General features: G+C 25.4%; 20 protein-coding genes and 1 pseudogene. 15 read left to right on the forward strand and 6 right to left on the reverse strand.

Annotated features, from left to right (window positions below; translation table 11 throughout):
• Nucleotides 1-136: 136 nt before the first annotated feature.
• The 5 genes from CP523_RS12610 to CP523_RS12625 all read left to right on the forward strand — a co-directional run bounded on the left by CP523_RS12610 (nucleotide 137) and on the right by CP523_RS12625 (nucleotide 5,208).
• Nucleotides 137-1,441, forward strand: coding sequence for an alkaline phosphatase family protein (locus CP523_RS12610; protein ID WP_066675247.1), 1,305 nt, complete (start codon nucleotides 137-139; stop codon nucleotides 1,439-1,441).
• Nucleotides 1,442-1,450: 9 nt separating this feature from the next.
• Nucleotides 1,451-1,918 (forward strand): MFS transporter, encoded by a 468-nt coding sequence (locus tag CP523_RS16590; RefSeq protein WP_322746248.1) that lies wholly within the window; start codon nucleotides 1,451-1,453, stop codon nucleotides 1,916-1,918.
• 44 nt (nucleotides 1,919-1,962) lie between these two features.
• Entirely contained in the window at nucleotides 1,963-2,442 is a 480-nt protein-coding gene (locus CP523_RS16595; protein WP_322746247.1) for an MFS transporter, read from the forward strand.
• A gap of 141 nt (nucleotides 2,443-2,583) precedes the next feature.
• Nucleotides 2,584-4,482 carry an FUSC family protein gene (locus CP523_RS12620; RefSeq protein ID WP_066675244.1) on the forward strand — a complete coding sequence of 633 codons (1,899 nt, stop codon included), beginning with the start codon at nucleotides 2,584-2,586 and terminating at the stop codon, nucleotides 4,480-4,482.
• Between the two features lie 171 nt (nucleotides 4,483-4,653).
• Nucleotides 4,654-5,208 carry a hypothetical protein gene (locus CP523_RS12625; RefSeq protein ID WP_227909526.1) on the forward strand — a complete coding sequence of 185 codons (555 nt, stop codon included), beginning with the start codon at nucleotides 4,654-4,656 and terminating at the stop codon, nucleotides 5,206-5,208.
• A 115-nt stretch (nucleotides 5,209-5,323) separates the two neighbouring features.
• On the opposite strand, the gene CP523_RS12630 is transcribed toward CP523_RS12625, so the two are convergent.
• Nucleotides 5,324-7,336 (reverse strand): sensor histidine kinase, encoded by a 2,013-nt coding sequence (locus tag CP523_RS12630; RefSeq protein WP_066675243.1) that lies wholly within the window; start codon nucleotides 7,334-7,336, stop codon nucleotides 5,324-5,326.
• Nucleotides 7,337-7,624: 288 nt separating this feature from the next.
• Between CP523_RS12630 and CP523_RS12635 the strand changes: the two genes are divergently transcribed.
• The 8 genes from CP523_RS12635 to CP523_RS12670 all read left to right on the forward strand — a co-directional run bounded on the left by CP523_RS12635 (nucleotide 7,625) and on the right by CP523_RS12670 (nucleotide 17,815).
• Nucleotides 7,625-9,676: a YgiQ family radical SAM protein gene (locus CP523_RS12635; RefSeq protein ID WP_083089412.1), complete on the forward strand. Its 2,052-nt coding sequence runs from the start codon at nucleotides 7,625-7,627 to the stop codon at nucleotides 9,674-9,676.
• A gap of 427 nt (nucleotides 9,677-10,103) precedes the next feature.
• On the forward strand, nucleotides 10,104-10,913 hold the full coding sequence (locus tag CP523_RS12640; RefSeq protein ID WP_120140920.1) for a discoidin domain-containing protein: 810 nt from the start codon (nucleotides 10,104-10,106) through the stop codon (nucleotides 10,911-10,913).
• A gap of 469 nt (nucleotides 10,914-11,382) precedes the next feature.
• Nucleotides 11,383-13,398, forward strand: coding sequence for a molybdopterin-dependent oxidoreductase (locus CP523_RS12645; RefSeq protein ID WP_120140921.1), 2,016 nt, complete (start codon nucleotides 11,383-11,385; stop codon nucleotides 13,396-13,398).
• 81 nt (nucleotides 13,399-13,479) lie between these two features.
• Nucleotides 13,480-13,917 carry an HI0074 family nucleotidyltransferase substrate-binding subunit gene (locus CP523_RS12650; RefSeq protein WP_066675227.1) on the forward strand — a complete coding sequence of 146 codons (438 nt, stop codon included), beginning with the start codon at nucleotides 13,480-13,482 and terminating at the stop codon, nucleotides 13,915-13,917.
• Entirely contained in the window at nucleotides 13,917-14,204 is a 288-nt protein-coding gene (locus tag CP523_RS12655) for a nucleotidyltransferase domain-containing protein (protein ID WP_066675224.1), read from the forward strand. The genes CP523_RS12650 and CP523_RS12655 overlap by 1 nt, the downstream gene beginning before the upstream one ends.
• A 128-nt stretch (nucleotides 14,205-14,332) precedes the next feature.
• Complete coding sequence (locus CP523_RS12660; protein WP_066675222.1) at nucleotides 14,333-15,370, forward strand: M42 family metallopeptidase; 1,038 nt, start codon at nucleotides 14,333-14,335, stop codon at nucleotides 15,368-15,370.
• 279 nt (nucleotides 15,371-15,649) lie between these two features.
• Nucleotides 15,650-17,224 carry a PAS domain-containing sensor histidine kinase gene (locus CP523_RS12665; protein WP_162925986.1) on the forward strand — a complete coding sequence of 525 codons (1,575 nt, stop codon included), beginning with the start codon at nucleotides 15,650-15,652 and terminating at the stop codon, nucleotides 17,222-17,224.
• A 249-nt stretch (nucleotides 17,225-17,473) separates the two neighbouring features.
• Nucleotides 17,474-17,815 carry a hypothetical protein gene (locus CP523_RS12670; protein WP_066675217.1) on the forward strand — a complete coding sequence of 114 codons (342 nt, stop codon included), beginning with the start codon at nucleotides 17,474-17,476 and terminating at the stop codon, nucleotides 17,813-17,815.
• Between the two features lie 60 nt (nucleotides 17,816-17,875).
• Here CP523_RS12670 and CP523_RS12675 read toward each other — a convergent pair whose 3' ends face one another.
• The 5 genes from CP523_RS12675 to CP523_RS12695 all read right to left on the reverse strand — a co-directional run bounded on the left by CP523_RS12675 (nucleotide 17,876) and on the right by CP523_RS12695 (nucleotide 22,236).
• Nucleotides 17,876-18,490 (reverse strand): coiled-coil domain-containing protein, encoded by a 615-nt coding sequence (locus CP523_RS12675; RefSeq protein ID WP_066675215.1) that lies wholly within the window; start codon nucleotides 18,488-18,490, stop codon nucleotides 17,876-17,878.
• 490 nt (nucleotides 18,491-18,980) lie between these two features.
• Nucleotides 18,981-19,259, reverse strand: a complete 279-nt coding sequence (locus tag CP523_RS12680) for a hypothetical protein (protein ID WP_066675214.1) — start codon at nucleotides 19,257-19,259, stop codon at nucleotides 18,981-18,983.
• On the reverse strand, nucleotides 19,210-19,944 hold the full coding sequence (locus CP523_RS12685) for an ABC transporter ATP-binding protein (RefSeq protein ID WP_066675212.1): 735 nt from the start codon (nucleotides 19,942-19,944) through the stop codon (nucleotides 19,210-19,212). The genes CP523_RS12680 and CP523_RS12685 overlap by 50 nt, the downstream gene beginning before the upstream one ends.
• A gap of 121 nt (nucleotides 19,945-20,065) precedes the next feature.
• A complete protein-coding gene (locus CP523_RS12690) occupies nucleotides 20,066-21,184 on the reverse strand; it encodes an ABC transporter permease family protein (protein ID WP_066675210.1) in 1,119 nt (372 codons plus the stop codon).
• Nucleotides 21,185-21,186: 2 nt separating this feature from the next.
• Nucleotides 21,187-22,236, reverse strand: a complete 1,050-nt coding sequence (locus CP523_RS12695) for an ABC transporter permease (RefSeq protein WP_066675208.1) — start codon at nucleotides 22,234-22,236, stop codon at nucleotides 21,187-21,189.
• Between the two features lie 1,439 nt (nucleotides 22,237-23,675).
• Here CP523_RS12695 and CP523_RS12705 point away from each other — a divergent pair.
• Together CP523_RS12705 and CP523_RS16515 are read left to right on the forward strand one after the other, a co-directional pair.
• Nucleotides 23,676-24,476: pseudogene (locus CP523_RS12705) on the forward strand (amidohydrolase family protein); the annotation flags it as partial.
• Nucleotides 24,463-24,585 (forward strand): hypothetical protein, encoded by a 123-nt coding sequence (locus CP523_RS16515; protein WP_265586013.1) that lies wholly within the window; start codon nucleotides 24,463-24,465, stop codon nucleotides 24,583-24,585. The pseudogene CP523_RS12705 and the gene CP523_RS16515, both read left to right, overlap by 14 nt.
• Nucleotides 24,586-24,766 lie beyond the last annotated feature (181 nt).

The following is a 24,766-nucleotide window of genomic DNA, read 5'->3' on the forward strand; positions in this document are numbered from 1 at the left end:
CACAACTTCAAAGTTGTGCTAATTTATTTTATAATTAATTATATAGAGAAATTAATTATAAAATAAAACATAGAATTAAACTAGAATTAACAATACTTTTGTACTATAAAGATATTCTGAAGAAGGGGGTTTTAAATTGCAGACAAAGCACTTAATAGTTATATCTTTTGATGGTGTATCTTCAGAGGATATAGAGATATTAGGTGAATTACCTAATTTTTCAAAGCTTATTAAAGGAGGAGCTTTAATTAAAAATGTAGAAACTATTTATCCATCTTTAACTTATCCAGCCCATGCAACTATAGTTACAGGATGCTATCCCAATAAACATGGGATAATAAACAATACATTACTTGAATTTGGAGATGAAAACCCAAATTGGTATTGGTATAGAAAATATATAAAAAAGGAAACTATTTTTGATTTAGCAGAGAAAAAAGGATTAAAAACTTGTTCCATATTATGGCCAGTTACAGGTAGAAGTAAAATAACTTACAATATGCCCGAAATATGTTGTACTAAATCATGGCATAATCAAATAATTATGTCAGCTTTAGCTGGAACAATATCTTATCAATTACCTCTTAATAAAAAATATGGAAGCTTAAGAAAAGGAATATCTCAGCCTTATTTAGATAATTTCTCTATGGAAGTAGCTAAAGATACTATAATTAACAGAAAACCTAATTTAATGCTTTTACATTTAGTTGATGTTGATAGTCAAAGACATTATACAGGTTATAAAAGTAAAGAAGTTAAAGAAGCTTTAATTAGACATGACAAAAGACTTGGAGAGATAATTGATACTCTAAAAGAGGCTAATATTTTAGAAGAAAGTACAATTGTTGCTTTAGGGGATCATAGTCAAATAGATGTAGATAAAATCATAAGGATAAATTCTTTATTTACAGAAAAAAACTTAATTACTTTAGATGGAAGAGGGAAATTAAAGGATTATAAAGCTATTGCAAAAAATTGCGATGGTAGTAGTTACATATATTTAAAAGATAAAAATGATAATAAAGTAAAAGAAGAAGTAAAAAAGATTTTAGAAGAGGCAAACTCAACTTATAATAATCCTTTTGAATTTATATTAGATTCTAATGAGGCAGAAAATCTAGGCGCAGATCCTAATTGTGATTTTATGGTAGAAGGAAACTTCGGATATTCTTTTATAGATGAAGTTACAGGAGATTTTATAGAAAAGATAAAGGAAGAAGATATAGGGGAAAAGCCTCATAGAGTTAAGGCAACTCATGGATATTTTCCGAAAAAAGAAAACTATACAACATTTTTTATTGCTTATGGAAATAGTATTAAAAAGGGATTTACTTTAGAAAATGGAAGTTTAATAAATCATGGACCTACATTAGCTAGAATTTTAGGATTAGAGCTTAAAGATATTGACGGAAATATTGAGGAAAAAATATTTAATATCTAGGGGGATTTTATGAGTAAATTAAGTAAGGAAGAGAAAAGTTGGATTCTTTATGATTGGGCTAATTCTGCATATTCAATGACTATAACAGCAACTATTTTACCAATTTATTTTAAAATGGTTGCTGAAAATGGAGGAATGTCTTCATCTACTTCAACTGCATTTTGGGGATACTCTATTTCTATATCTACTTTTCTTGTAGTAATGCTAGCTCCTATTTTAGGTAATATAGCAGATTATAAAGGTAATAAGAAGAAATTTTTTAATATATTTTTTATTTTAGGAGTAATTTCAACTATATTTCTAGCATTTATACCAACTAACACACCTGTATTACTATTATTTGCTTATGTAATAACTGTACTTGGCTTTTCAGGAGCAAATATATTTTATGATTCATTTTTAGTAGATGTAACAACAGAAGATAGAATGGATTATGTTTCATCTATGGGATATGGAATGGGGTATATATATTTTTAATAGCATATTTCTTTTATATAGATGGTGTACATACTATTATAGGTATGGCTACATCTTATGGAACAGATCTTGGAATTTCAATGACATCTTTATTAATAATCTTACTTCTTACTCAGTTTGTAGCATTCCCATTTACAATTTTATATGGAAAATTATCTAAGAAAATAGGAACAAAAAATTTAATATATGTAGGAATAATAACTTATACAATAATTTGTATTTACGGATATTTTATTAAAACAACTTTGGATTTTTGGATTTTAGCAATGGCTGTAGGTTCAGCTCAAGGTGGAATACAAGCTATTTCTAGATCTTACTTTGCAAAATTAGTACCAAAGGAAAAATCAGCAGAATTCTTTGGGTTCTACAGTATATTTGGAAAGTTCGCAGCAGTTCTTGGACCATTTTTAGTTGGATTAGTTATTCAAGTAACAGGGAAATCAAATAATGGAATATTAAGTTTAGTAGTATTATTTATAATAGGATTTATTATAATGTTAAAGGTTCCTAATATAGAAAATTAGTTTTTATTAAGTACTTTTTTTAGTAAATAATTATATGGAATTTACAAATATTAATATAAGAAAAGAGAAAAAAATTATATTGAAATGAACTTTTTATTGTGATAATATTGTTTCTTGTATATCAAAAAGAGGTGGATAGAAATGACAAAAGGAAAAATAATATCTAATACAATAACATTCATAGGAATAATGGTATTTATAAATATTTTTCAAAAAATGTTCGGATCAGAGAACACTCTTGTTGGAGTTGCAGTTATTACAGCAAGTTTAACTTTATTAGAAAGGGACTTAACTATAGAACCATTTAAGAACTTAACTAGATTATTAGCATTAAACTTAGTTTTAGGATATTTTGCTTTTTGGTCAAGTAATAATATTTGGCTAGGAATTGTTCTTAATTTTATATCATTATTTATGATAGCATATTTATTAAGCTATAAATTGAGAAAATCTATAGTAGTACCTTTTGGTCTTCAATATTTATTTATGTTATTTTCACCAGTATATGGTGAAGGTTTTAAAAATAGAATTTTATCATTAATATTTGGAGCATTCTTTATAATGGCTTTACAATTTTTAACTAACAAAGACAAGCTTTCTAAAGTGGGAGGTAAGAAAGTTCATAAAATATATCATGAGCTTTTAGTTAAAATTAGTATATTAAAAATTGGAGGCACAAGAGAAAGTAAAAAGTTAAACAAAGTTAATATAAATATATTAGAAGATATTAATAATATAAAAAGAATGGTATATGATAAAAGAATTAATAACTTTTATCTTACTAATCATGGTAAAATAACAACTAATATCGTTTGTACATTAGAAAGATTAAATATATTATTAGATACCATAGAACTTCAACGAGATAAAAATGATTATATATTATTTTTAGGTGATATGTACAATGTAATAAGTAAAATTCAAGATAGTACTTTAAAATTAGAAGATTTAGAAGCATTAGAAGAAAAGTATAAAGATAGTGACTTAAATAAAATACATGTACATGAATTTGTTGTGTTAATTGAAGAGTTAATTGAAAATTTATTAGAAATATTTAATTTAGATAAAGCAAGTAGAAATGTTGTAGATACTAGTATTTCAGTACCAGATAATTTTAAGAAAATCACTTTGCATAAAAGGGATTTAAAGTTTGATTCAGTTAAACTCACTTATGCAATTAAGCTGGCAGTTGCAGGTTCATTAACAGCATTTTTAACAGGTTATTTTAACTTATCAGAAGGAAGATGGATGTGTTATACTATATTTTCATTAATCCAACCTTATTCAGAAACATGTAAATCAAAGGCAAGTCAAAGACTTCAAGGTACATTAATTGGAGCAATAATAATTTTTGTGGCATTTAATTTAATAGAAAATCAAACAGCGAGACTTTTTATAATACTTCTTGCAGGATATTTAAATCCTTTTGCAACTAGTTATAGAAATGCAATTATATGTGTTACAGTATCAGCAGTGGCTGGAGCTGCAATAATAGATGGTACAAACAAGTTTGTTATCAATAGAATAATATTTGTTGGTATAGGAACTATAATATCTTTAATTATAAACAGATATATATTGCCATATAAAATAGAAGATGGTAAAAAAGATTTAATTAAAACTTATGGGGAAGTTATAAATCATATGTTCAATAGTATGGGTGATAGGAATTTAGATGAAAGTATTAGAAACTTATTTTTAATTCCATCATTAATTGAAGAAAAATTAAAAATAACTAATTTTGGAACACAGTCTTTAGAAGAAAAAGAGTTTATATATAATCAAAGAAGACTTGTAAATAGCATATATCATTACCATACATTAATTAAAGAAAATAAAGATGTAAGAAAAAATTTAAGTAGCATAATAGATAAAATAAAAGAATTAACACAACAAGAGAACTGTGATTATGATTTTGTAATTTCAAAAATAAATCAGCGTATAAAAATAGCAAAAGATGATAGAGAAGTAATATTACTTAAAAATATAATTAGTATAATTGAGAATAATAAAAGAATGGAAAGCTTTATTGGAAGCTAATTATAGTAAAGTCACCTTGAAAAAGGTGACTTTTTTTAATTCTTATTAAGGAGATTATACAAATATTACTTATAAATATTTTTTATTTAAAAAACATTTAATACTATTGTATCAAATTGAACATATTTCCAATAGTTATATAGTAATAATAATTTTTTATAGGAGATAAAAATGTTAGAGATGCTTTTAAATAGTCTACTAATGGGCGGTATGCCAGGAGGTATGCCCGGAGGTGGCATGGGAATGGGTGGCAATCCCCTAATGAGTATGCTAATGGGAGGAAACCCAATGGGCGGAATGGGAAACATGGGAGGAAATCCAATGGCTAATATGGGAGGCATGGGGAATAATCCATTAGGTATGATGATGAGTATGTTAATGGGAGGAAACCCAATGGGCGGAATGGGAAATATGGGAGGAAATCCAATGGGCAATCAAATGGGAAATAATCCATTAGGAATGCTTTTTAATGGACTAGGTGGAAATGGAATGAGTAACCAAGGAAATAATCAAGGTAATAGAAACAATTTTGATATGAGTCAAGTGTTAAATATGCTAATGGGAGGAAATAATGGAGGCCAAATGGGAAATCCAATGGGCAACCAAATGGGAAGCAATCAAATGGGAAATAATCCACTAGGAATGCTTTTTAATGGAATGGGTGGAATGAATAATAATAGTAAACCTAATACTATGTCAAACTCAAGAAGCAGAAGACATAGATAGAGAGTATTTTAAGAGTTGGTTTGATTAAGATGTTAGTAGAGTCAGTATTAATTTTGAAGATTCAAATAACTCTAAAAATAAGCATTAACGTCATAAAGATGTTAATGCTTATTTTTTAATAATTTTCTTTATCTTTTATATCTGATAATTCAAGCTTTACAGTTTCTTGTAAGTCTGAAGATGTAATAGCATATTTGGGTTTATTTTGAGTTACTTCAGTTATAGGAAAGGTTAAAGTGAAAACAGTACCTATATTCTTTTTACTAAAAACATCTATAGTTCCATTTTGAATAGTTACTAGTCCTTTAACTATAGAAAGTCCTAAACCACTTCCTTCATTAAATCGAGTTAAGGATGAATCTACTTGTTTAAATTTATCAAATATATAAGGTAGATCTTCTTCTTCAATTCCTATTCCAGTGTCTTTAATATCTATAATAACATTTTCAATATCTTTTCTTAGCATAACCATTATATTACCATTTGCAGATGTAAATTTTATAGAATTAGAAAGTAAATTAAGTAATACTCTCTCTAATTTTTCTTCATCTACAGCAGTAATAATTTCCTCTTCTTCTGTATCAAAAAGTACTTCTATATTATGAGACTTAGCAAAATCAACAATAGAAAGTACAGTATTCTCTACTACCTCAACTATATTTTTCATTTCAAAATGAGCTTCCATAAAGCCACTTTGAATTTTAGTAAGATCTAATATATTATTTACAAGCCTTAAAAGTCTTTGAGAATTTTGGTCTATATAATTTAGTTTATCTTTTAAGTATTCTTTATCTATATTAGAATTTTCAATTTTTAAATTTAAAAGTTTAGATGTATTTAAAATTATATTAATTGGAGTTCTAAGCTCGTGAGAAACTGTAGATATAAATTCTGTTTTGAGCCTTTCTTCTTCTTGTGCAGTTAAATATAATTTTTTATTTTTAGCTGATTCTCTTTTATGAGAAATCATTTTAATAACTATTAATAAAACAAAAATAAACAAAGAAATTAAAGCAAGCAATAAGATGATTTTAACAGACTTAGGAAGTAATAAATCAAAAGGTCCTTTATTTATAAATACACTATTTTCAGGTAAAGTTAATGGATTAATGTTATATTCATATAGTGATTTATAATCAAAAACTACTTTTTCTAAAGAATCAAAAATAAGCTTTAAATTAGATACCTTTTCACCTTCAGATAACCTTATAAGTATTTCAGCAAGGACATTTCCGTGATCTTGACCCCAATCAACAATACCTCCAACAATACCAGTAAAGACATAAGGTTGAGCTTTTGTATAAATAGGGGTCTTAGTTACATCTTTAATTAACCTTATAGTTTCTGATAATGGATAAATATCATCTCCATCTTTAGATTTATAATCTCCAATAATTATATTAGCAGAATTTGGACCATTGTTATTTTCCAATCCTTCTAAAATATCTTCTATATAAGTACTTTGAATATAGTTTATTTTTACAGATCTATTAAAATAATCTGTTATTCCTTTTATATTTTCTTTTATTACATTTGAATATGTAGCATTATCAAGGATTATATTTAATTCATTTACATTAGTATGTATACTTAAGATCATATTAATAAGTTGAAGATTATTTTCAATTTCTATAACACCAGTTATATAATTTAATTCTTCATTAGTAAAATTAAGGTTTTGATTTACTCCTGTAAAAATAATAGGAGTTTTATAAAATATACTTTCACTATTAAAAAGATTACTTCTAGCCAAATCAAAGGCTTCATCATCTATAGATAAAACAGCATCTATTTTTTTATTTGAATATTTTAATTTAAGTAGATCTGAAAATTCGTCTAAATATTCTTTATCACATCTTTTTCTTGAATCTATATATTCAAGATTAATTTTAATGTTTGTATCATTATCTAACTTGTTTTTAATACCCTGAAATACATAACTTTCCCATTCACTGTATGGATTATATGAATTAATAACCAATACATTAAAATCGTTTTTATTCTTATTATCTATAGATTTATTTACCTCAATATTATTTGCACTTGCAGGATCCATAATGCAAAAAATATTAAATAGAAATATTAAAAGCATCTGTATATACCATTTATTAGATTTTAAAATTCTCATATTATCTACCCACAATTCTAATATTTTATATATAGTATGGTAATAATTCTAGAATTTTATTTATCATTATTATGATAAGTTTTTATCAATGTATGTTCATAATATATAGTAGGATAAATATGGGAAAATGGTGGTTTTATATAGAACAATATCCAACAAAAAAATACAAAAACTATTAATAAGTATATGATTTATATGCTTTTAAATGTTATAATCATTAAACGGGACATTAGATTTTTATGAATAAGGTTTATTTAGTAGTTTTAATAAGATATAGTAGGTGATTAGATGATAGAAAATAAATTTTTGCCAATAAGTAGGCAAGATATGGAAGATAGAGGATGGGAACAGTGTGATTTTATTATAGTTACAGGGGATGCTTATATAGACCATCATAGTTTTGGAACAGCAATTATTTCAAGAGTTTTAGAAAATGCAGGATATAAAGTTGGTATAATTCCTCAACCAGATTGGCACAGTCTTGAGGATTTTAAAAAGCTTGGAAAGCCTAGACTTGGTTTTTTAGTTAATGCAGGAAATATGGATTCAATGGTTAACCATTATACTGTAAGTAAAAGATTAAGAGAAAAGGACTTATATTCTCCAGGTGGAAAAATGGGATTAAGACCAGATAGAGCTACAATTGTTTATTGTAATAAAATAAGAGAAGCATATAAAAATGTAAATATAATGATTGGTGGTATAGAGGCAAGTCTTAGAAGATTTGCTCATTATGATTATTGGGGTAATAACATAAGAAATTCAATTCTTATAGATACAGGTGCTGATTTACTTATTTATGGTATGAGTGAAAAGCAAGTTGTTGAAGTAGCAAATGCTTTAAATGATGGCTTTGAAGCTAAATATGTAAGACATGTAAATGGAACTTGTTATACTATAGAATCTTTAGATGAGGTTTACGGAGATTATATAATGTTACCATCTAAAGAAGAAGTAACAGCAGATAAGAAAAAATATGCAGAAGCATTTAAAATTCAATATCAAGAGCAAGATCCAGTAAGAGGAAAACAGCTTATACAAAAGCATGGAAATAGATATGTTGTTGTAAATAAACCTGAAATGCCTTTAACAAGAGAAGAATTAGATGAAGTTTATGGACTTCCATATGCGAAAAATTATCATCCAATATATGAAAAGGATGGCGGAATTGCAGCTATAGAAGAAGTTAAGTTTAGTATAGTAAGTTCAAGGGGATGTTTTGGTAACTGTTCATTTTGTGCAATAACTTTCCATCAAGGAAGAGCTGTTCAAAGTAGAAGTGAAAAATCCATATTAGAAGAAGCAGTAGAAATAACTAATCTTAAAGATTTTAAGGGGTATATTCATGATGTAGGAGGTCCTACAGCAAACTTTAGAAAACCAGCTTGTAAAACACAACTTACACTAGGAGCTTGTAAGCATAAACAATGTTTAACACCAAAGCCTTGTAAGAATATGATAGTAGATCATTCAGAGTATTTACATTTACTTAGAAAAATAAGAAAGCTGCCTAAGGTTAAAAAGGCATTTGTACGTTCAGGGTTAAGATATGACTACATAATGGCAGATAAAAATGATACTTTCTTTAAAGAATTAGTGGAGCATCATGTAAGTGGACAATTAAAAGTTGCTCCAGAACATGTATCTCCAAGAGTATTAAAATATATGGGTAAACCAGCTGGTGATACTTATGATAGATTTAGTGAAAAATTCTTTAAAATAAATAAGCAATTAGGAAAAGAGCAATACTTAATACCTTATTTAATGTCAAGTCATCCAGGTAGTGGATTAAGAGAAGCAATAGAACTTGCAGAATATTTAAGAGATATAAAGTATCAACCAGAGCAAGTTCAAGATTTTTATCCAACTCCAGGAACACTATCAACAACAATGTTTTATACAGGACTTGATCCATTAACTATGGAAGAAGTATATATTCCAAAAACTAAAGAAGAAAAAGCTATGCAAAGAGCACTTCTTCAATTTAAGAATCCTAAAAACTATAATTTAGTTTATGATGCTTTAATGAAAGCAGGAAGAGAAGATTTAATAGGAAATGGACCTAAGTGCTTAATAAAATCAAAAGCAGATAGATATATTGCAAGTTTAAAGAAATCACAAGGCTCAGGATATCAAGGTAAAAACAAAAATAAATCTAAAAGTAATGATAAAAACAAAGGAAAGATGTCTAAAGAGCAATCAAGAGGTAAAGCTGGAAATAGAGAAAAAATTTCAGATAGAGACTTTAAAGGAAAAGCAAAATCTACAAGGATAGCAGATGGAAGAAAAGGCACAGCTAAAAAGAGTAGAGGCCCTGCTAAAAGTAGATTAAAAAAATAACATTTAAAAATAAAGAGAGCTGTAGCTAAAGGATTTTATTTCCATAATACTGCGGCTCTTTTATTTATGTATAAAATAGTTTTATATGTAAATAAAACATATGGTACATTGTTTGTATACATTTTCATTTCGAAATTTTTACTAAAGGGAGAGAATTATTATGAATTTAAAAAACAAAAGTAAGTCAAAAATAGTAGTACCTATGGTTTTAGCATGTGCTATGAGTACAACTTTTATCTTGGAATCCAAAGGAAGATAAAAATCTGGATTTTAACACAAGTGTAGTACCTTTAGCTAATAGAATTGATAAGTCAAAATTAACTCCAGTTAATGAAACTCAAAATAAGGAAAAGAATGGAAGGGGATTTCAACTTATTCTATTGAACAATCAATTGTAAAGAACTTACCATTTACAACAAACTTTAGTATGGGTAATGGGTATAACTTCTTTGTTGATGGTGAAAAAGTATCAGTTATGGATTGGAACAATAGAAGTCTTGCAGACGTAATGCCAGCTTATAGATGGATAATTGAGAATGAAGGAAACAATAAATTAAATCTATCTATAGACTTTTCAACAGCTTATTATGGAGGAAATTCTATAAAGTTTAATGGTAAATTAGAAGGTAATAAAACATCTACTATAAAGTTATATAGTGCAGAATTAAAATTAGAAAAAGGAGTTGACTTTAAAACTTCAGCAAAGTCAAACAAAGAAGTTAATTTAGATTTAGTTTTAGAATTTGAAGATGGAACAGTTGAAACAATTAAAGCAGATAAAGTAATTGGGGAAGATTGGACAACTATAAGTTATAATGTTTCTAAATTTGCAGATAAAGTAGTTAGAACAATATCTTATAAAATTTCTTCTTCAGAAGATATTAGTAACTTAACATTAAACTTAGGAAATAAAACAATAGAAAAAGCTCCACATGACATAACAATAGATCTTAGAGATGTTAAAACTGTCAGTGAAGTTCGTATAGCTCATGCTGAAGCAGGTGGAGAAGGTCCTGACATGAATATTAAAGAGTATATAATAGAAACAAGTTTAGATGGAGAAAATTTTGAAGAAGCTGTTAAAGTAACTAAAAATGTATTAGGAAATACTATTCATGCATTTAAAGCAACTGAAGCTAGATATGTAAGATTTACAGCAGTAAAACCTACTCAAGGCTCAGATTCAGCAACAAGAATTTATGAAATTGAAGTTCGTGGATTAGACTCAAAACTTTAAAATTTATTTAGCTAAATTTTATAAAAGATAGCCTACTTTATTTTAAAAGTAGGCTTTAATTTTTTTAATAAATAAGTAAGAAATATTATTTAGAAATTAATGATATAATTATATAAAAAATAGTGATATATATTAAAATGTGGAAGAAAATAAAAAAGGAAGTAAGCTTTATAAAAAATAATTAGTTATTTATATTTGAATAAGGAAAGAAAAACTATAAAAGGGTAAAGATATAAATACTTTAAGATATTAAGTATTTAAAGATAAGAGACGAATATTATTTTAACAAAGATATTTCTAAATTGTATTAGAGGAATTTAATATATTAATATTTATAATAGGGAAGTTATTAGAAGAAAGAGATAAGTAGATTATTTTTATATATTAAAACAAATGGTTAAAAAGGTAAAGTTTAAGGGTAATGCTAAAGAGCTAAAAGGATTTTTTATAAAGAAGTAGGGGGCAGTTTATGAAAAAGCTAAGTCATGGTTGCACTTTAGATTGTGCAGATGCTTGTAAATTTAATATTTATGTTAAAGATAATAAAATTGAAAAGATAGAGGGAGATAAGGAGCATCCTTATACAAAAGGGTTTATATGTAAAAAGGGAATTGCTCATTTAAATAGGTTAACACATAAGGATAGAATAAAAACACCACTTTTAAAAATAGATGGTGAATGGAAGGAAATTTCTTTTGAAGAGGCTATAGGTATAATGGAAGAAATGCTTAGTTATTATAAAAATAAGTATTCTTCAAAATCTATATTTTATTATGAACAATATGGAAGTGGTTCTATCCTTAAGAGCATAGGAGAAGTATTTTTCAACTTTTATGGAGGAGTTACAAAGTCTAAAGGAGGGCCTTGTTGGAGTGCTGGAATAAAGGCGCAAGAAAGAGATTTTGGATACGTTAAAAGCCATTCATTGGAAGATATGATAAATAGTAAGAATATATTTGTTTGGGGGAAAAATCCTGCATATACAACAATACATACAATGCAAATGATAAAAAAAGCACAGAAAAACGGAAGTAAGATAATAGTAATAGATCCTATTTATACAGCTACAGCAAAAATGGCAGATAAATATATAAGGATAAATCCAGGAACAGATGAAGACTTAGCTTTAGCTATTGGAAAGATAATTATAGAAGATAATATTTATGATAAAGACTTTGTAAATTTATATGTTAAGGATTTTAATAATTATAAATCTTATGTAAAATCTTTAGATATAAATAAGTTATGTAATAAATGTGGAGTAAGTATAGATGAAGCTAGAGAGCTTGCTTATTTATATAATAGTAAATACTCTACTATACTATTAGGATATGGAATACAAAAATATAAAAATGGAGGAAGCACAATTAGATTTATAGATGCATTAGGTGCTATAACAGGTCAAATTGGTTTTAGTGGTGGCGGAGTAAACTATGCTAATAAGGTTTATCCAGATGTATTAAATGGAGATCCATATAATAGTAGTGATTATGGAAAAGACAGATTATTTTATGTAAGTGATATAAGTAAATTTATTAATGAAGCTATTAATGGAGAAACTTATTATAAGGACAATATTTATGTAAAAGATATTAAAACAGAAAATTTAAAAAATATATATAAATTGGATATTCCAATAAAAATGGCCATAATAACTAAAAGTAATATGTTAAATCAGTTACCAGATTTAAATAATTTGAAAAATGCATTTTCAAAAATTGAATTTAAAGTATGTTTTGATATGTTTATGACAGATACAGCTAAAGAATGTGATTTGTTTATACCATGTACTAATACTTTAGAAAGTGAAGATATAATATATAGTTCTATGACCAATCCATATATAACATATAATGAAAAGGTTGTAAATCCTAGTGAAGTATTAATGGATGAGTATTATTTCTTTAGAGAATTAGCTAAAAAAATGAATATTATAGATTATCCTTATGTTGATAAAAAAGAATATTTAAATAAAGTAATAGCTCCCCTTAAAGAATTTTATAGGGATATAACTTTAGAAAAATTAAAAGATAGATACATAACAATACATAAAGAAATACCATGGGAGGATAAAGAATTTTTAACTCCTTCTAAGAAGTTTGAAATTCATTATAAAAAAGATTTTAAAGTAGATAAAGAAGTAGTAAAAAAGGATGTCTTTAGATTTTTAACTAATCATCATAGAGACTCTTTATCTAGTCAGCATTTAATGGATGAAGAAGGAATATCTAAGGTACATATAAATGAAAATATGGCTAATAGTCTAGGTTTAAAAAACGGTGAAAAGGTAAAATTAGAATCAATAACAGGGAGTATAGAGGTAGAAGTAAATATTAATAATGATGTTTCAGATTATGTAGTAATGATGTATGTAGGTTGGTGGGAAAAACACGGAAACCCTAACTTTATTACAAGTAGTGGGATATCAGATATAGGGGGACAAATAACATATAATGAGTCTTTTGTAACACTAGTTAAGTTATAATAAAAGTCATTTTTATAAATAGATGATATAATAACTAATATAAGTTCATTAAAGATACTATAATTTTAAGGAGGATTTAAAATGAGTGGAATTTTAGATAAATACGATGAATCAATTAATTTAACTTATAATTATACTTATAGAATGCTTATACATTTAAAAAATATAAAAGAAAAGTATATTAATTTGAATAAAGCAGATGATATAACACTTGAAGTTTATAGAGACTCTATTATAAAAAAATATGAGACTTTAGAGGAATTAACATGGAAACTTTTATGTAAAATATTTAAAGCAGATGGATTAGAGATAAATAGTCCTAGAGGATGCTATAAACAAGCATTTAAAGAAGGTTTAATAGAAGATATGATTGTTTGGAATAATATTTTACTTGCTAGAAATTCCACAGCGCATATTTATGATGAAACTGATTATGAAGCTATAAAGAATGATATTTTAAATAATTATATGGACGCAATAGAAAATCTTTTAAAGAAAATATCAACGGAGAGATTATAATGTTTGGAATAGAAGAAAGGGTATACAATAATTTATTAAAGTATTTTAGAGAAAGTAGTTATATAAAAAGAGTTCTTATATTTGGTTCAAGAGCTAAAGGGAGCTATAAATATAATTCCGATATAGACCTTGGAATTTTGTGTGAAAAAAGCTATAGAGGGATTATTGTAGAAGAAATAGATGAAATTATAGGGGTTTATTCTTGTGATATTGTTTTTCTAGATAATATGAATGAAGAAATAAAGCTCCAGATAGATAGAGATGGAATTGAAATATATAATGGTTAAATTAAAAAGTGAAAATTAGTTTATAAAAGATTAGAAGTGCTATTTCAATAAAATAAAGTAAATATTTTTGCTAGATAAATATTACTATATAATTATTTATAATATTTATTATTTAAGGAGGAGAATTTATGAACTTACAAATTAATAAAGAATTTGTATTAAAAACAGCTAAAGAACTTTTAGAGTTTGATAGTCCAAGTGGATTTTGCTTTGACATTATGAAGGTAATTGAAAAGCTATCTAGGGATTTTGGATATGAATTTGAAACAACTAGAAAAGGTTGTGGAATTATAACTATAAAAGGACAAAGTGATAAGGAAGTAGTAGGATTATCAGCTCATGTTGATACATTAGGAGCTATGGTTAGATCAATTACATCTAATGGAACATTAAAGTTTACTTTAATTGGATGTCCTATACCAGCAACATTAGATAGTGAATATTGCAAAATAAGAACAAGAGGTGGAAAAATATATACAGGAACATTTTTAAGCACTAGTCCAGCGGCCCATGTTTATGAGGATAGTAAAGATAAAAAACGAGATCCTAAAAATATGGAAATAAGAATTGATGAAATTGTCTCTACTAAAGAAGAGGTTAAATTATTAGGAATAGAATCTGGAGATTTTATATTTATAGATCCTAAAACAACTATTACAGAAAGCGGATTTATTAAATCAAGGTTTATAGATGATAAGGGAAGTGTAGCAGCTCTAATGGGACTTCTAGAATTATTTAATAGAGGAAATATAGTTCCAAAGTTTAAGACTAAAATCCTTATATCTACTTATGAAGAAGTAGGGCATGGAGCTTCATATATTCCACAGGATATAACAGAAATGATTTCAGTTGATATGGGATGTATAGGTGAAGATTTAAATTGTACAGAATATGATGTTTCAATTTGTGCTAAGGATTCAGGTGGTCCATATGATTATAATATGGTAACGAAGTTAGTTAACTTATCACAAGAAAATAATTTAAAATATGCAGTAGATATTTATCCTATGTATGGTTCAGATGTTGGAGCTGCATTACGTGGTGGAAATAATATTAGAGGAGCCTTAATTGGACCTGGAGTTCATGCATCTCATGGTATGGAAAGAACTCATTATACAGCACTTGAGAATACTATCAAATTATTATATTTATATTTAACAAAATAGAAATTTTCTATAAAAAGAAGCACTAACATATTTATTATATTGGTGCTTATATATTTAATAAAGCAAAATACTTATAAAAAATAGTAATATTAAAAAAATATTACTATTTTTTAATTTAATAGAAAAATTGTTGAATTTTGAATATTAAGCAAGTATAATTAAATATATGGTAAAAAAATGGGTGGTAATTTTCGAAAAATTAATATAGCTTATTACTTTAATAATATTATTAAAGTATATATAACGGCACAAGAGAATTAATGTATGGGAGGAGAATATATGACCGAGATAGATGTATATAAATGCATGTTAAAGTCAAGTCCGCTTACGTATTTTTATGGTAAATTTATAAGACAAGATGATGAAGGTGCTGATTTTAAAATTTACGAAACTAATCTTAAATTGGATAAGTTAGTAAATAATAATCTTAGTTATATAATAGAAAATTACAATTTTAGAGATATAGACATAAACAATATATTTAAAGAAATAGATAAAAATGGATTATACGAAAGTGAATTTTTAAAAATAAATAAATTAGATGGAGATAAGGCAATTATCTGGTTTAAGGATTATTTAGATAAAAAAATATTAGAAAGATTTAATGATAAAAAAGGAAGAAAAGTTCAAAGCTTTGACTTAGTTCCTATATTAAGAGATATAGGTAATAAAAAGTTAGTTAATAGATTTGTTAAAGAAAATGATATAAGGTTTAAGCAAATATCAGATAATATTAATGATGTAATAATAATAAGAGAAAGAGAAAAGGTAACTTATGTAAATCAAGCTTTTGAAAAAATTTTTGGAAAACCTTGTAGTACCATTTATAATTCAAATACTATAGATAAATTCCTTGAACATGTTCATCCCCAGGATAGATACAAAATTAGAAGGCATAAATATGAAGATTCTTTTGAAGAAACAATAAGAATAGTAAGAGGAGACAATGAAATAAGATGGGTATGGTACAAATCTAACGTTGTAAATAACGATGATGGAGAAGAGTTAAAAAAGGTAATTATTATAAGCGATATTACATCGAAAAAAGATGAAGAATTTCAATTAGAAAAATTAAAAATAGATTTCTTTTCAAACTTATCTCACGAATTTAAAACCCCTATTAATTTAATATTTACCTCTCTACAAATGTTAAAATTTTCATTAGATAAAAATCAAATAAAAGAAGATACAAATTATGAAAGATATATTAAGGTAGCAAATCAGAATATCTTTAGACTTACCAAGCTAGTAGATAACTTAATAGATTGTACTAGATTAAGTTCAGGTGAAATTAAATATAATCCAAGTAATAATGATATTGTAAGTTTTATAGAGGATATATGCTCGTCTGTAGTAAAAATAGGAAAAAGTGATTCTATAGAAATTATTTTTGATACAGAAATAGAAGAAAAGATAATTGCTTTTGATGTAGAAAAAATGGAGAGAGTAATGTTTAATCTTTTATCAAATGCAATTAAATCTATTAAATTGCATGGAAAGATAGAAGTAAGTCTTCTGCTAGAAAAGGGAAATGTAGTTATAAAGGTTAAGGATAACGGAGTTGGTTTTTCAAAGGATAAAACAGATGAAATATTTGGGATATTTAATCATATAAATAGTAGAATGACTAAGATAAGTGAAGGTAGTGGAGTGGGTTTGTTCATAGTTAAATCATTAGTGGAAATGCATGGAGGAAATATAACAGTAGAAAGTGAACTTGGAAAGGGAGCAGAATTTATAGTAAGATTGCCAGATGTTGTCTCAAATTCAAAAAAAGAAGAAGGAATTTCAAAACAAATAGAAGATTTAGCAAAGCAAAGAGCAATAGTAGAGTTTTCAGATATATATTGGTGAAAAGTGGATTTGCAAACAAAGCTAATATTTAGCTACAGTAATAGCTAAATATTAGCTCTTTCTATTTAAGTTTAAATATAAAGATAAATAATTAATAGAGAATAATTAGTGGAGAATTCAAATTAAAAGAATATTATAAAATATTAAAATTAACTTAATGATATAAAAGTACGGTGCTTGTGTTATAATCGTTTGGTAAGTTTTTAAAAAAAAGGGGGATTTTATGGGGGATAAAATAGAAATATTGTAATGTCTGATAAAGACAAGCTTGGCGTATTAATGGGTGAAAAGATTGATACTCATCAATATGACTATAATGGAACTACTAAGACAGCTAGAGATAAGGCTATGAATTTATATGAACTATTAAAGAAAAAAGAATTACCAGTACCTTATGTTATAGTAGCACATTCACTAGGAGGGCATATAGCTATAGAATTTGCTAAGATGTATGGTGATGAATTGGCTGGTATAGTTTTTGTAGATGCTTCAGGTAGAAATCAATTAGGAGGTAATTGGGGATTTTTCGAGAATTACTTGCCTGAGATGATAGAACCATTCTTTCTTAGATACAAGAATAGATATCAATAAATAATAATTTAAGGTGGAAGGAAGATATATTCCCTCCACCTTTAACTAAAATATTCTAGATTAGTTCTTTGGTACTAATTTAACTCCTACGCCATCTAGCGATAAAGTCACACTATTTGGTAATTTTATGTTCTTATACTCTTTTTTATACATATCGCCCATTCCTAAACCGTTCATTTCAGCTATCTTGTTGTCATCCCCCATTATGGCATTTATCCCTCCATCAAACATATTTGATGATACTACATTACCACCGCCACTAATGGCTATGATATCATAAACACCTGGTTCAAAATCTGTGCCAGAAACAAAGTTTCCATTTTCCAATGTTACACTTTTTGCTTCTAACTCAGCTTTATTTTTAGCTTCTTTATCTGCTGCTTCTCTAGTTACTCTATCTTCTTCTTCTTTTCTTACTTTTTCAGCTAATTGAGCTTGTTCTTCTGCTTTCATATCAAAGTAAGGTTTTGCCGAAGCAACCTTATCAGAAAGATCTTTAATTTCTGTGTCTTTTTTTTCTAGTTCAACGATACTTTTTTCTACTTTACTTGAGAGCTCTTGAAGTTGTGCTTCTTCATTAAATAAAACACCAGTTACAACAAAAGTAATTAATCCAGTAAGTACGCAAGCTCCTATTTTAGTTTTTATAAATCCTCTTATTTTTTCCTTATTCATAATAAATCCCCCTTTTTTATCCTTTTATCTATATAATAGTATCATTAAGAAAAACGTTTGGTCAATATTTAACTAAAATTTTTATTTATGTAAATTATTCCATTAAAAACCATATTGGTAGATTAATAATTAATTTCATTTGATTAACTTGTAATATGGTAAAAAATATATAATTTCCTAATGGACAAGGGTTAAATTAAGCATAAATGCTTTAAAGTTTGACGAATAGTTTTGAAATTACTAAAATAAAAGTTGTTAGTATAGATAGGCTAAAGAAATATTATAAAAATATATTGAATATGGGTTATAAAAAGAATGATAGTATGCTATAGACAAGCTAGGGTAATATATTATTTTTAAATATAAAAAGAGTTAGTTTTTACCACACATATCTATTTTGAAATTATAATTTGGAGATCCATTATTTTGATTAAAAACTACCTTATAATCACCTTTTATTCCTTCGAAGGTATTAGAGTAAGTAGTAATTTCATTTTTTTTTCACTTCAATTTCATCTAATAATACTTCATTAGGATTATATATTTTAATACTTATATTTTTGTCATTGTTGGAATTGTCAATATCAATATTAACTAATAAATTATTGTAATTATAATTACAATTTATTAATTCAGTATAATTTAAATCAGTAACAGTTTTTCCAATAGTATAAGATTGAGATTTTATGTTTTTTATAAATATTGATATTGCAAATAAACTAATTATTAAAATTACTGTTATTATAGATAATATTATTTTCTTCTTCATAATTCATCCTTTCACTTTTAATTTTTCCATCCTCTAAAATTAATACTCTATCACATTTCATTGCTACATTTATATCATGAGTTACTATTATTATAGTTTTTTCTTTATTAGCTAGTTCTCTAAGTATATTAACTACTTCTTCGCCTGTTTTTTTATCTAATGCTCCAGTTGGTTCATCAGCTAAAATTATATCTGGATTATTTATTAATGCTCTAGCAATGGCAGCACGCTGGCATTGTCCACCTGAAAGTTCTTTAGGATATCTTTTAAGTTTTTCTTTTATTTTTAAGCGTTCAGCCAAACTCTCTATTTTTTCTTTCTTCTCTTTTTTACTATATCGTTTTTTAGAATATTCTAAGGGGATTGATATATTTTTTTCTATGTTTAAATCTTCGATTAATGCAAAAAATTGAACTACAAATCCAAAGAGTTCATTTCTCAATTTGGATAATTGCTTTTCCTTTAATTTATTTGATATTTTATTATTTATTATATATTCACCTTTTGATGGATTATCTAAGCAGCCAATAATATTTAATAATGTTGATTTTCCTGAACCAGATGGTCCCATTATAGCTAACATTTCACCTTTATTAATGTTAAAAGAAATGTCATTTAAGGCATAGACTTGTCCTTCTCCCTCACCATAAACTTTAAATATATTTTTAAAAGTCAAGAAACTCATTTTATTCTCTCCTTAATAATGTATTTATACTTAATTTTTTAATGTATATACTAGGAATAATAATTAATACTAATATAATTAATAATGCTATCATAAATAATTGAAGAAAATATTCTAGCTTTCATTCTACAAAATTAAGTGATTGAAGCAAATGAATACCACTTATTGATAAAATAAGAGAGCTAAAAACAATAATAAATATCTGATAGAAGACTATAAGTTGTATATCTAGTATTCTTGCACCATTTAATAAATTAATTGCAAAAACTTTCATATTATTATTTATATAATTAATCATGTTAGTCATTATACCAATAAAGCACATTAGAAAAACAATAAAGAATATAACCTTTAAAATATCTTCTTCTATTTTATATTTCTCAAGATAATTTTTTATATTATCATTAATATCTGTTAATTTTATTTCTCCAAAATCCTTAAGTGCATTTTCCTCTATATTAATTAGAGTAGAGTTTACATCATTTGAATTAATTATTAGATATGACTGTAATGTAGAATTAATTACTTGGAAATCATCATCAGTATTTGTATAATTCTGTATAGGAAATATAATATAATTATCTAAACTAATAACATTTTTGCTTTCTATAATTTTACCTATGGAATTATAGCCTTTATCTATAAAACCTTTTACTATAAGATTTTTTTTGCCATACTTATAATCATAATATTCCAATTTATCATTTAAATTATAAATTCCTTTATAATTTATACCAAGTAAAATTGGTATTTCATTTCTATTTTCTGAAAAGTCATTTTTATCCAGTCCTTGTCCTTCAATAATATTATATTTAAACTCATTAATGTAATTATAATCAACCTTTAAAGCTTTTATTGGATAATATTGATGACCTTCCTTTATTGGAGCATAATTATTAGTAAGTAAAAAATTATTATTTTCAAATGTTTTTAGCAATACATGATCTGTATAGGCTGTACAATGAATAATATCTTTATTATTTTTTAAATAATTATAAAACTTTAAATAATCAGCATCTTTTTTATCATATATATCATCTAACCCATAAAATGCATCCATTGTATATATAGTATCTTTTGAAAATGTAGAAATTACTTTTTCAGTTGTATTACTAACCTGATTTTTTACATAAACGATATTATATAAAAAAGTAAATGTTATAGCTAATTGAATTATAGATATAATAGTAAATCCAATTTTTTTACTTAATTCCCAAAATGAAAACTTAATATTAAACATAATTAAATTCCTTTCATTGATTCATTTGGTGATAATTTATTACTCTTTTTAATAGGAATAATAGATATAAATATACCTATTAAAAGTAAAACTAAAAAGGAAAATATTGCAGATAAATAATTAAATTTATCACCAAATATAACTTCATATTTATTAAATTTTATTATTAAAAAGTAAATTAACTGTGATAATATAAAGCCTTCTATAGCCATAACTTGATAATCATATATAATTTTAAAATATATTTTCATTTTAGTTGCACCATATACTCTTCTTATACCAAATTCTTTTTTTCTTTTTATAATATAATTATTAGTTACATTAACTATATTTAATAATAAGGTTAAAACAACTAATACAAAGAGTATTATTATATAAATTTTATTGCTTAATAGATCCATCATAGAAGTTTCTGGTCTATCTAAACTCATTAGAGATATTTTTATATCAGTATCTAATTTTTTGGCATTGACATTTATAATGTCATAAATTCCATTAACATTTTCTCCATAAATTACCCATTTACCATTTATGTTAGTTAAAATATCAGGATTTATATTGACATAAAACCTTTCATCAAATACAGATTCTTTATTTGAATATCCCATAATTCCAATAACAGAATATTCTTCTCCATTAATAGACACATATTTTTTATTATTTTTTTCTTTAATTAAAGAGGTAAGTCTCTTTCCAAGAACACAATACTTTCCATTTAAATCATTAAAAATTTCATGATTTAAAAACTCTCCATTTATTAATGGAGGAGTATATTTAAAATTCCCATTAAAATATATCATTTTTCCATAATAAGCATCTAAACTTAAAGCATTCTTTTCTAAATACACTTCAGGTGTTTTATTTAATATATTTAATAAATCTTTATAATCTATATTAGCATTACTTATTTCTAGTTCCATAGCATTATTAGAAAGTAATTCATTATTTTCTTTTATATAATTGTAAGAATTTTCTATAATATTAAATAGTAAAGAAATAAAAAGCGAAACTATAAAGAATATTACTATAATGAAAATATTTTGCTTTTTCATATTATTAATCTCCTATTATTAAAACTAAATTATATTTATTTTTATACTTTATAAAATTGTATAAATATCTAAATTATAGATAACTTAATGATGATTTTAAAACTAAGTAAGTTGGTATAAATAATAAAAAGTAAAATAAAGTCCCATGTCCAGTTTCTCATTAGACAAGATTTAAAAAGGACACATATGTGAAAAGATTGACACAACTAAAGTAGCTTTGACTATTTTTCATAAAAAAATTCAATATTAATTAATATTATACATAATTTGGATGGGGTTATTTGTATAAAATTGTAATGCAAATATAAATTTTTTTATTGGTTATTTAGTTATATATGAAAATTATTAAGTTAGTTTATATTTTTTTAATGAATTTATTAATTGAGATGAGAGTAAAAGAAAATTAGTGTTGGAACAAAAGATGTAAGAATAAGGATAATACAATAATAGGGAAAGGAGCTTACCTTGATAAAGACGTGGGAGCAGAAATAGTTTTATAAGAAAAATATTTATGATAATCTTTGGGGATTTGATAAAGATGGAGATAGTACATCTTTTAAATTTATAATCATTTCAAGATAATATTAAACTAATTTTAAGTTTTTTATTTTTTCTTTTTCTATGTTATTTAGAACTTTAGTTAAATTATTTAAATCTTTATAATAATAAAGCATACATAGCAATTTATATTTTAATGAATTTTCTATATATAGAAATAAAATTATCTAAACTAATATCAGTTTTATATTTTAACAATATGGTTTCTTTAATAATATGTATACTAGCCTGACCATTACAATGATTAGAGAACATCATATTAATATTTTTTATATAGAGTTTTAATGTTGGAAAAGAGATATGTAACTCATTACAAAAGTTATATTTTGAAAAATTACCATTATTAATATAAAGTGTTTTTAAAATTTCAATTTCAATTTTTTCTGACGATTCTAATAAGTTTTCTTTAAACATATAATTATTCCTTTCTAATATATAAAATAAAAATATCTGATAAAATAATATCATTTTATTGTGTATTTTAAAAGTTTTAAATATCTAAAAATATCTTTTGTTTATAAACTATCTAATTTAGTTTTGTTGTTAAAATATAAATTAATTGTATAACAAAATATATTCAATAATAAATATTAAGTCTTAATTTTTAAAAAAATTAAAAAAATGGAAGTAATCTTATGAAAGAATAAGTTATTATCTGAAGAGAAAATAATATTTAAGGGAGGAATATTTTGAAAATGAAGGTTTCAAAAGTTTTAAAGGATCTTTTTTCATTCACCAACATACGGGGAATTTGAATTCTTACAAAATGCATTAATAGAAGTAGATGGTAATGGAATAATATTGGCAGTAATAAAAAAAGAAGATAAAAATTATAATATGAAAGTGGACTATGCAAGAAAAAATAATATACTACTGAACAGGCCTTGTTAGATACAGAAAAATTTATAAATGAAGTTAAAAAATTAGGTAAAGATTTTTCTCAAGGGGTACACCATGTAATAACACCAAGATTTGTACCAAGTTGTACTGATGAAGTTTTGAGAGAGTTAGGGAAACTAGCTAAAAAACATGATTTGTATGTTCAATCTCATTGTAGTGAAGGGCAATGAGAGCATGATTTTGTCAAACAACGATTCAAAAAAAGTGATACTGAAGTTTTAAGGGATTTTGGACTATTAGGTGAAAAGTCAATTATGGCACATTGTAATTTTTCAAGCCAAAAAGACGCTGAGATTTTTGCTGAAACGAAAACATCTATATCACATTGCCCAATTTCAAATGCATATTTTGCTAATAGTGTTTTAGAGGTAAAAAGGTTAAAAAGTCAGGGGGTAAACATAGGATTAGCAACAGATATTTCTGCTGGATTCTCAGCAAGTATATATGATAATATTAGACAATCTGTAATTTGTTCAAGAATATTGGAAGATGGTGTAGATAGCAGAGTTTCTAAAGAAAAACGAGGAGTTGATGATTCAAGAGTTTCTGTAATTGAAGCCTTCTACCTTGCTACTACAGGTGGGGGAAAAGCCTTAGGTCTTCCTTTAGGTTTAATAAAAGAAGGATATATATGTGATTTACAGGTGGTAGAAATGGAAAAGAATAAACATTCTATGTTTAATAGCTCAAAGGAAATGTTGCAAAAAGTCTTATATTTAACTGAAAAGGAGAATATAAAACAAGTTTGGATTCAGGGAAAACTAGTTCATGAGAAAATTTAAATTAGAAGAGTGTAAGAAAATATTAAAAAGCATTACTTACTATATATTTTTATCAGTAACTATAGGATTAAAAGATAAGAGAGCAAAGGCATCACAAGTAATTTTCTGATTGTATGAATACTAATGATAACAGCAAGGATTTTTATAGAAGTAAAAAAATAAGCTTTTTAGCTATTATAAAATATAAATTGTAGAGAATGTAGATTTAAGGGGTAAATTAACTTATGGTTAATTTTATTCCTTTATATTTAATAAATGTTCAATTGTAGAAGTAGATTAAATTAGATAAA

It is taken from the genome of Clostridium septicum, from assembly GCF_003606265.1.
Lineage (GTDB): Bacteria > Bacillota > Clostridia > Clostridiales > Clostridiaceae > Clostridium > Clostridium septicum.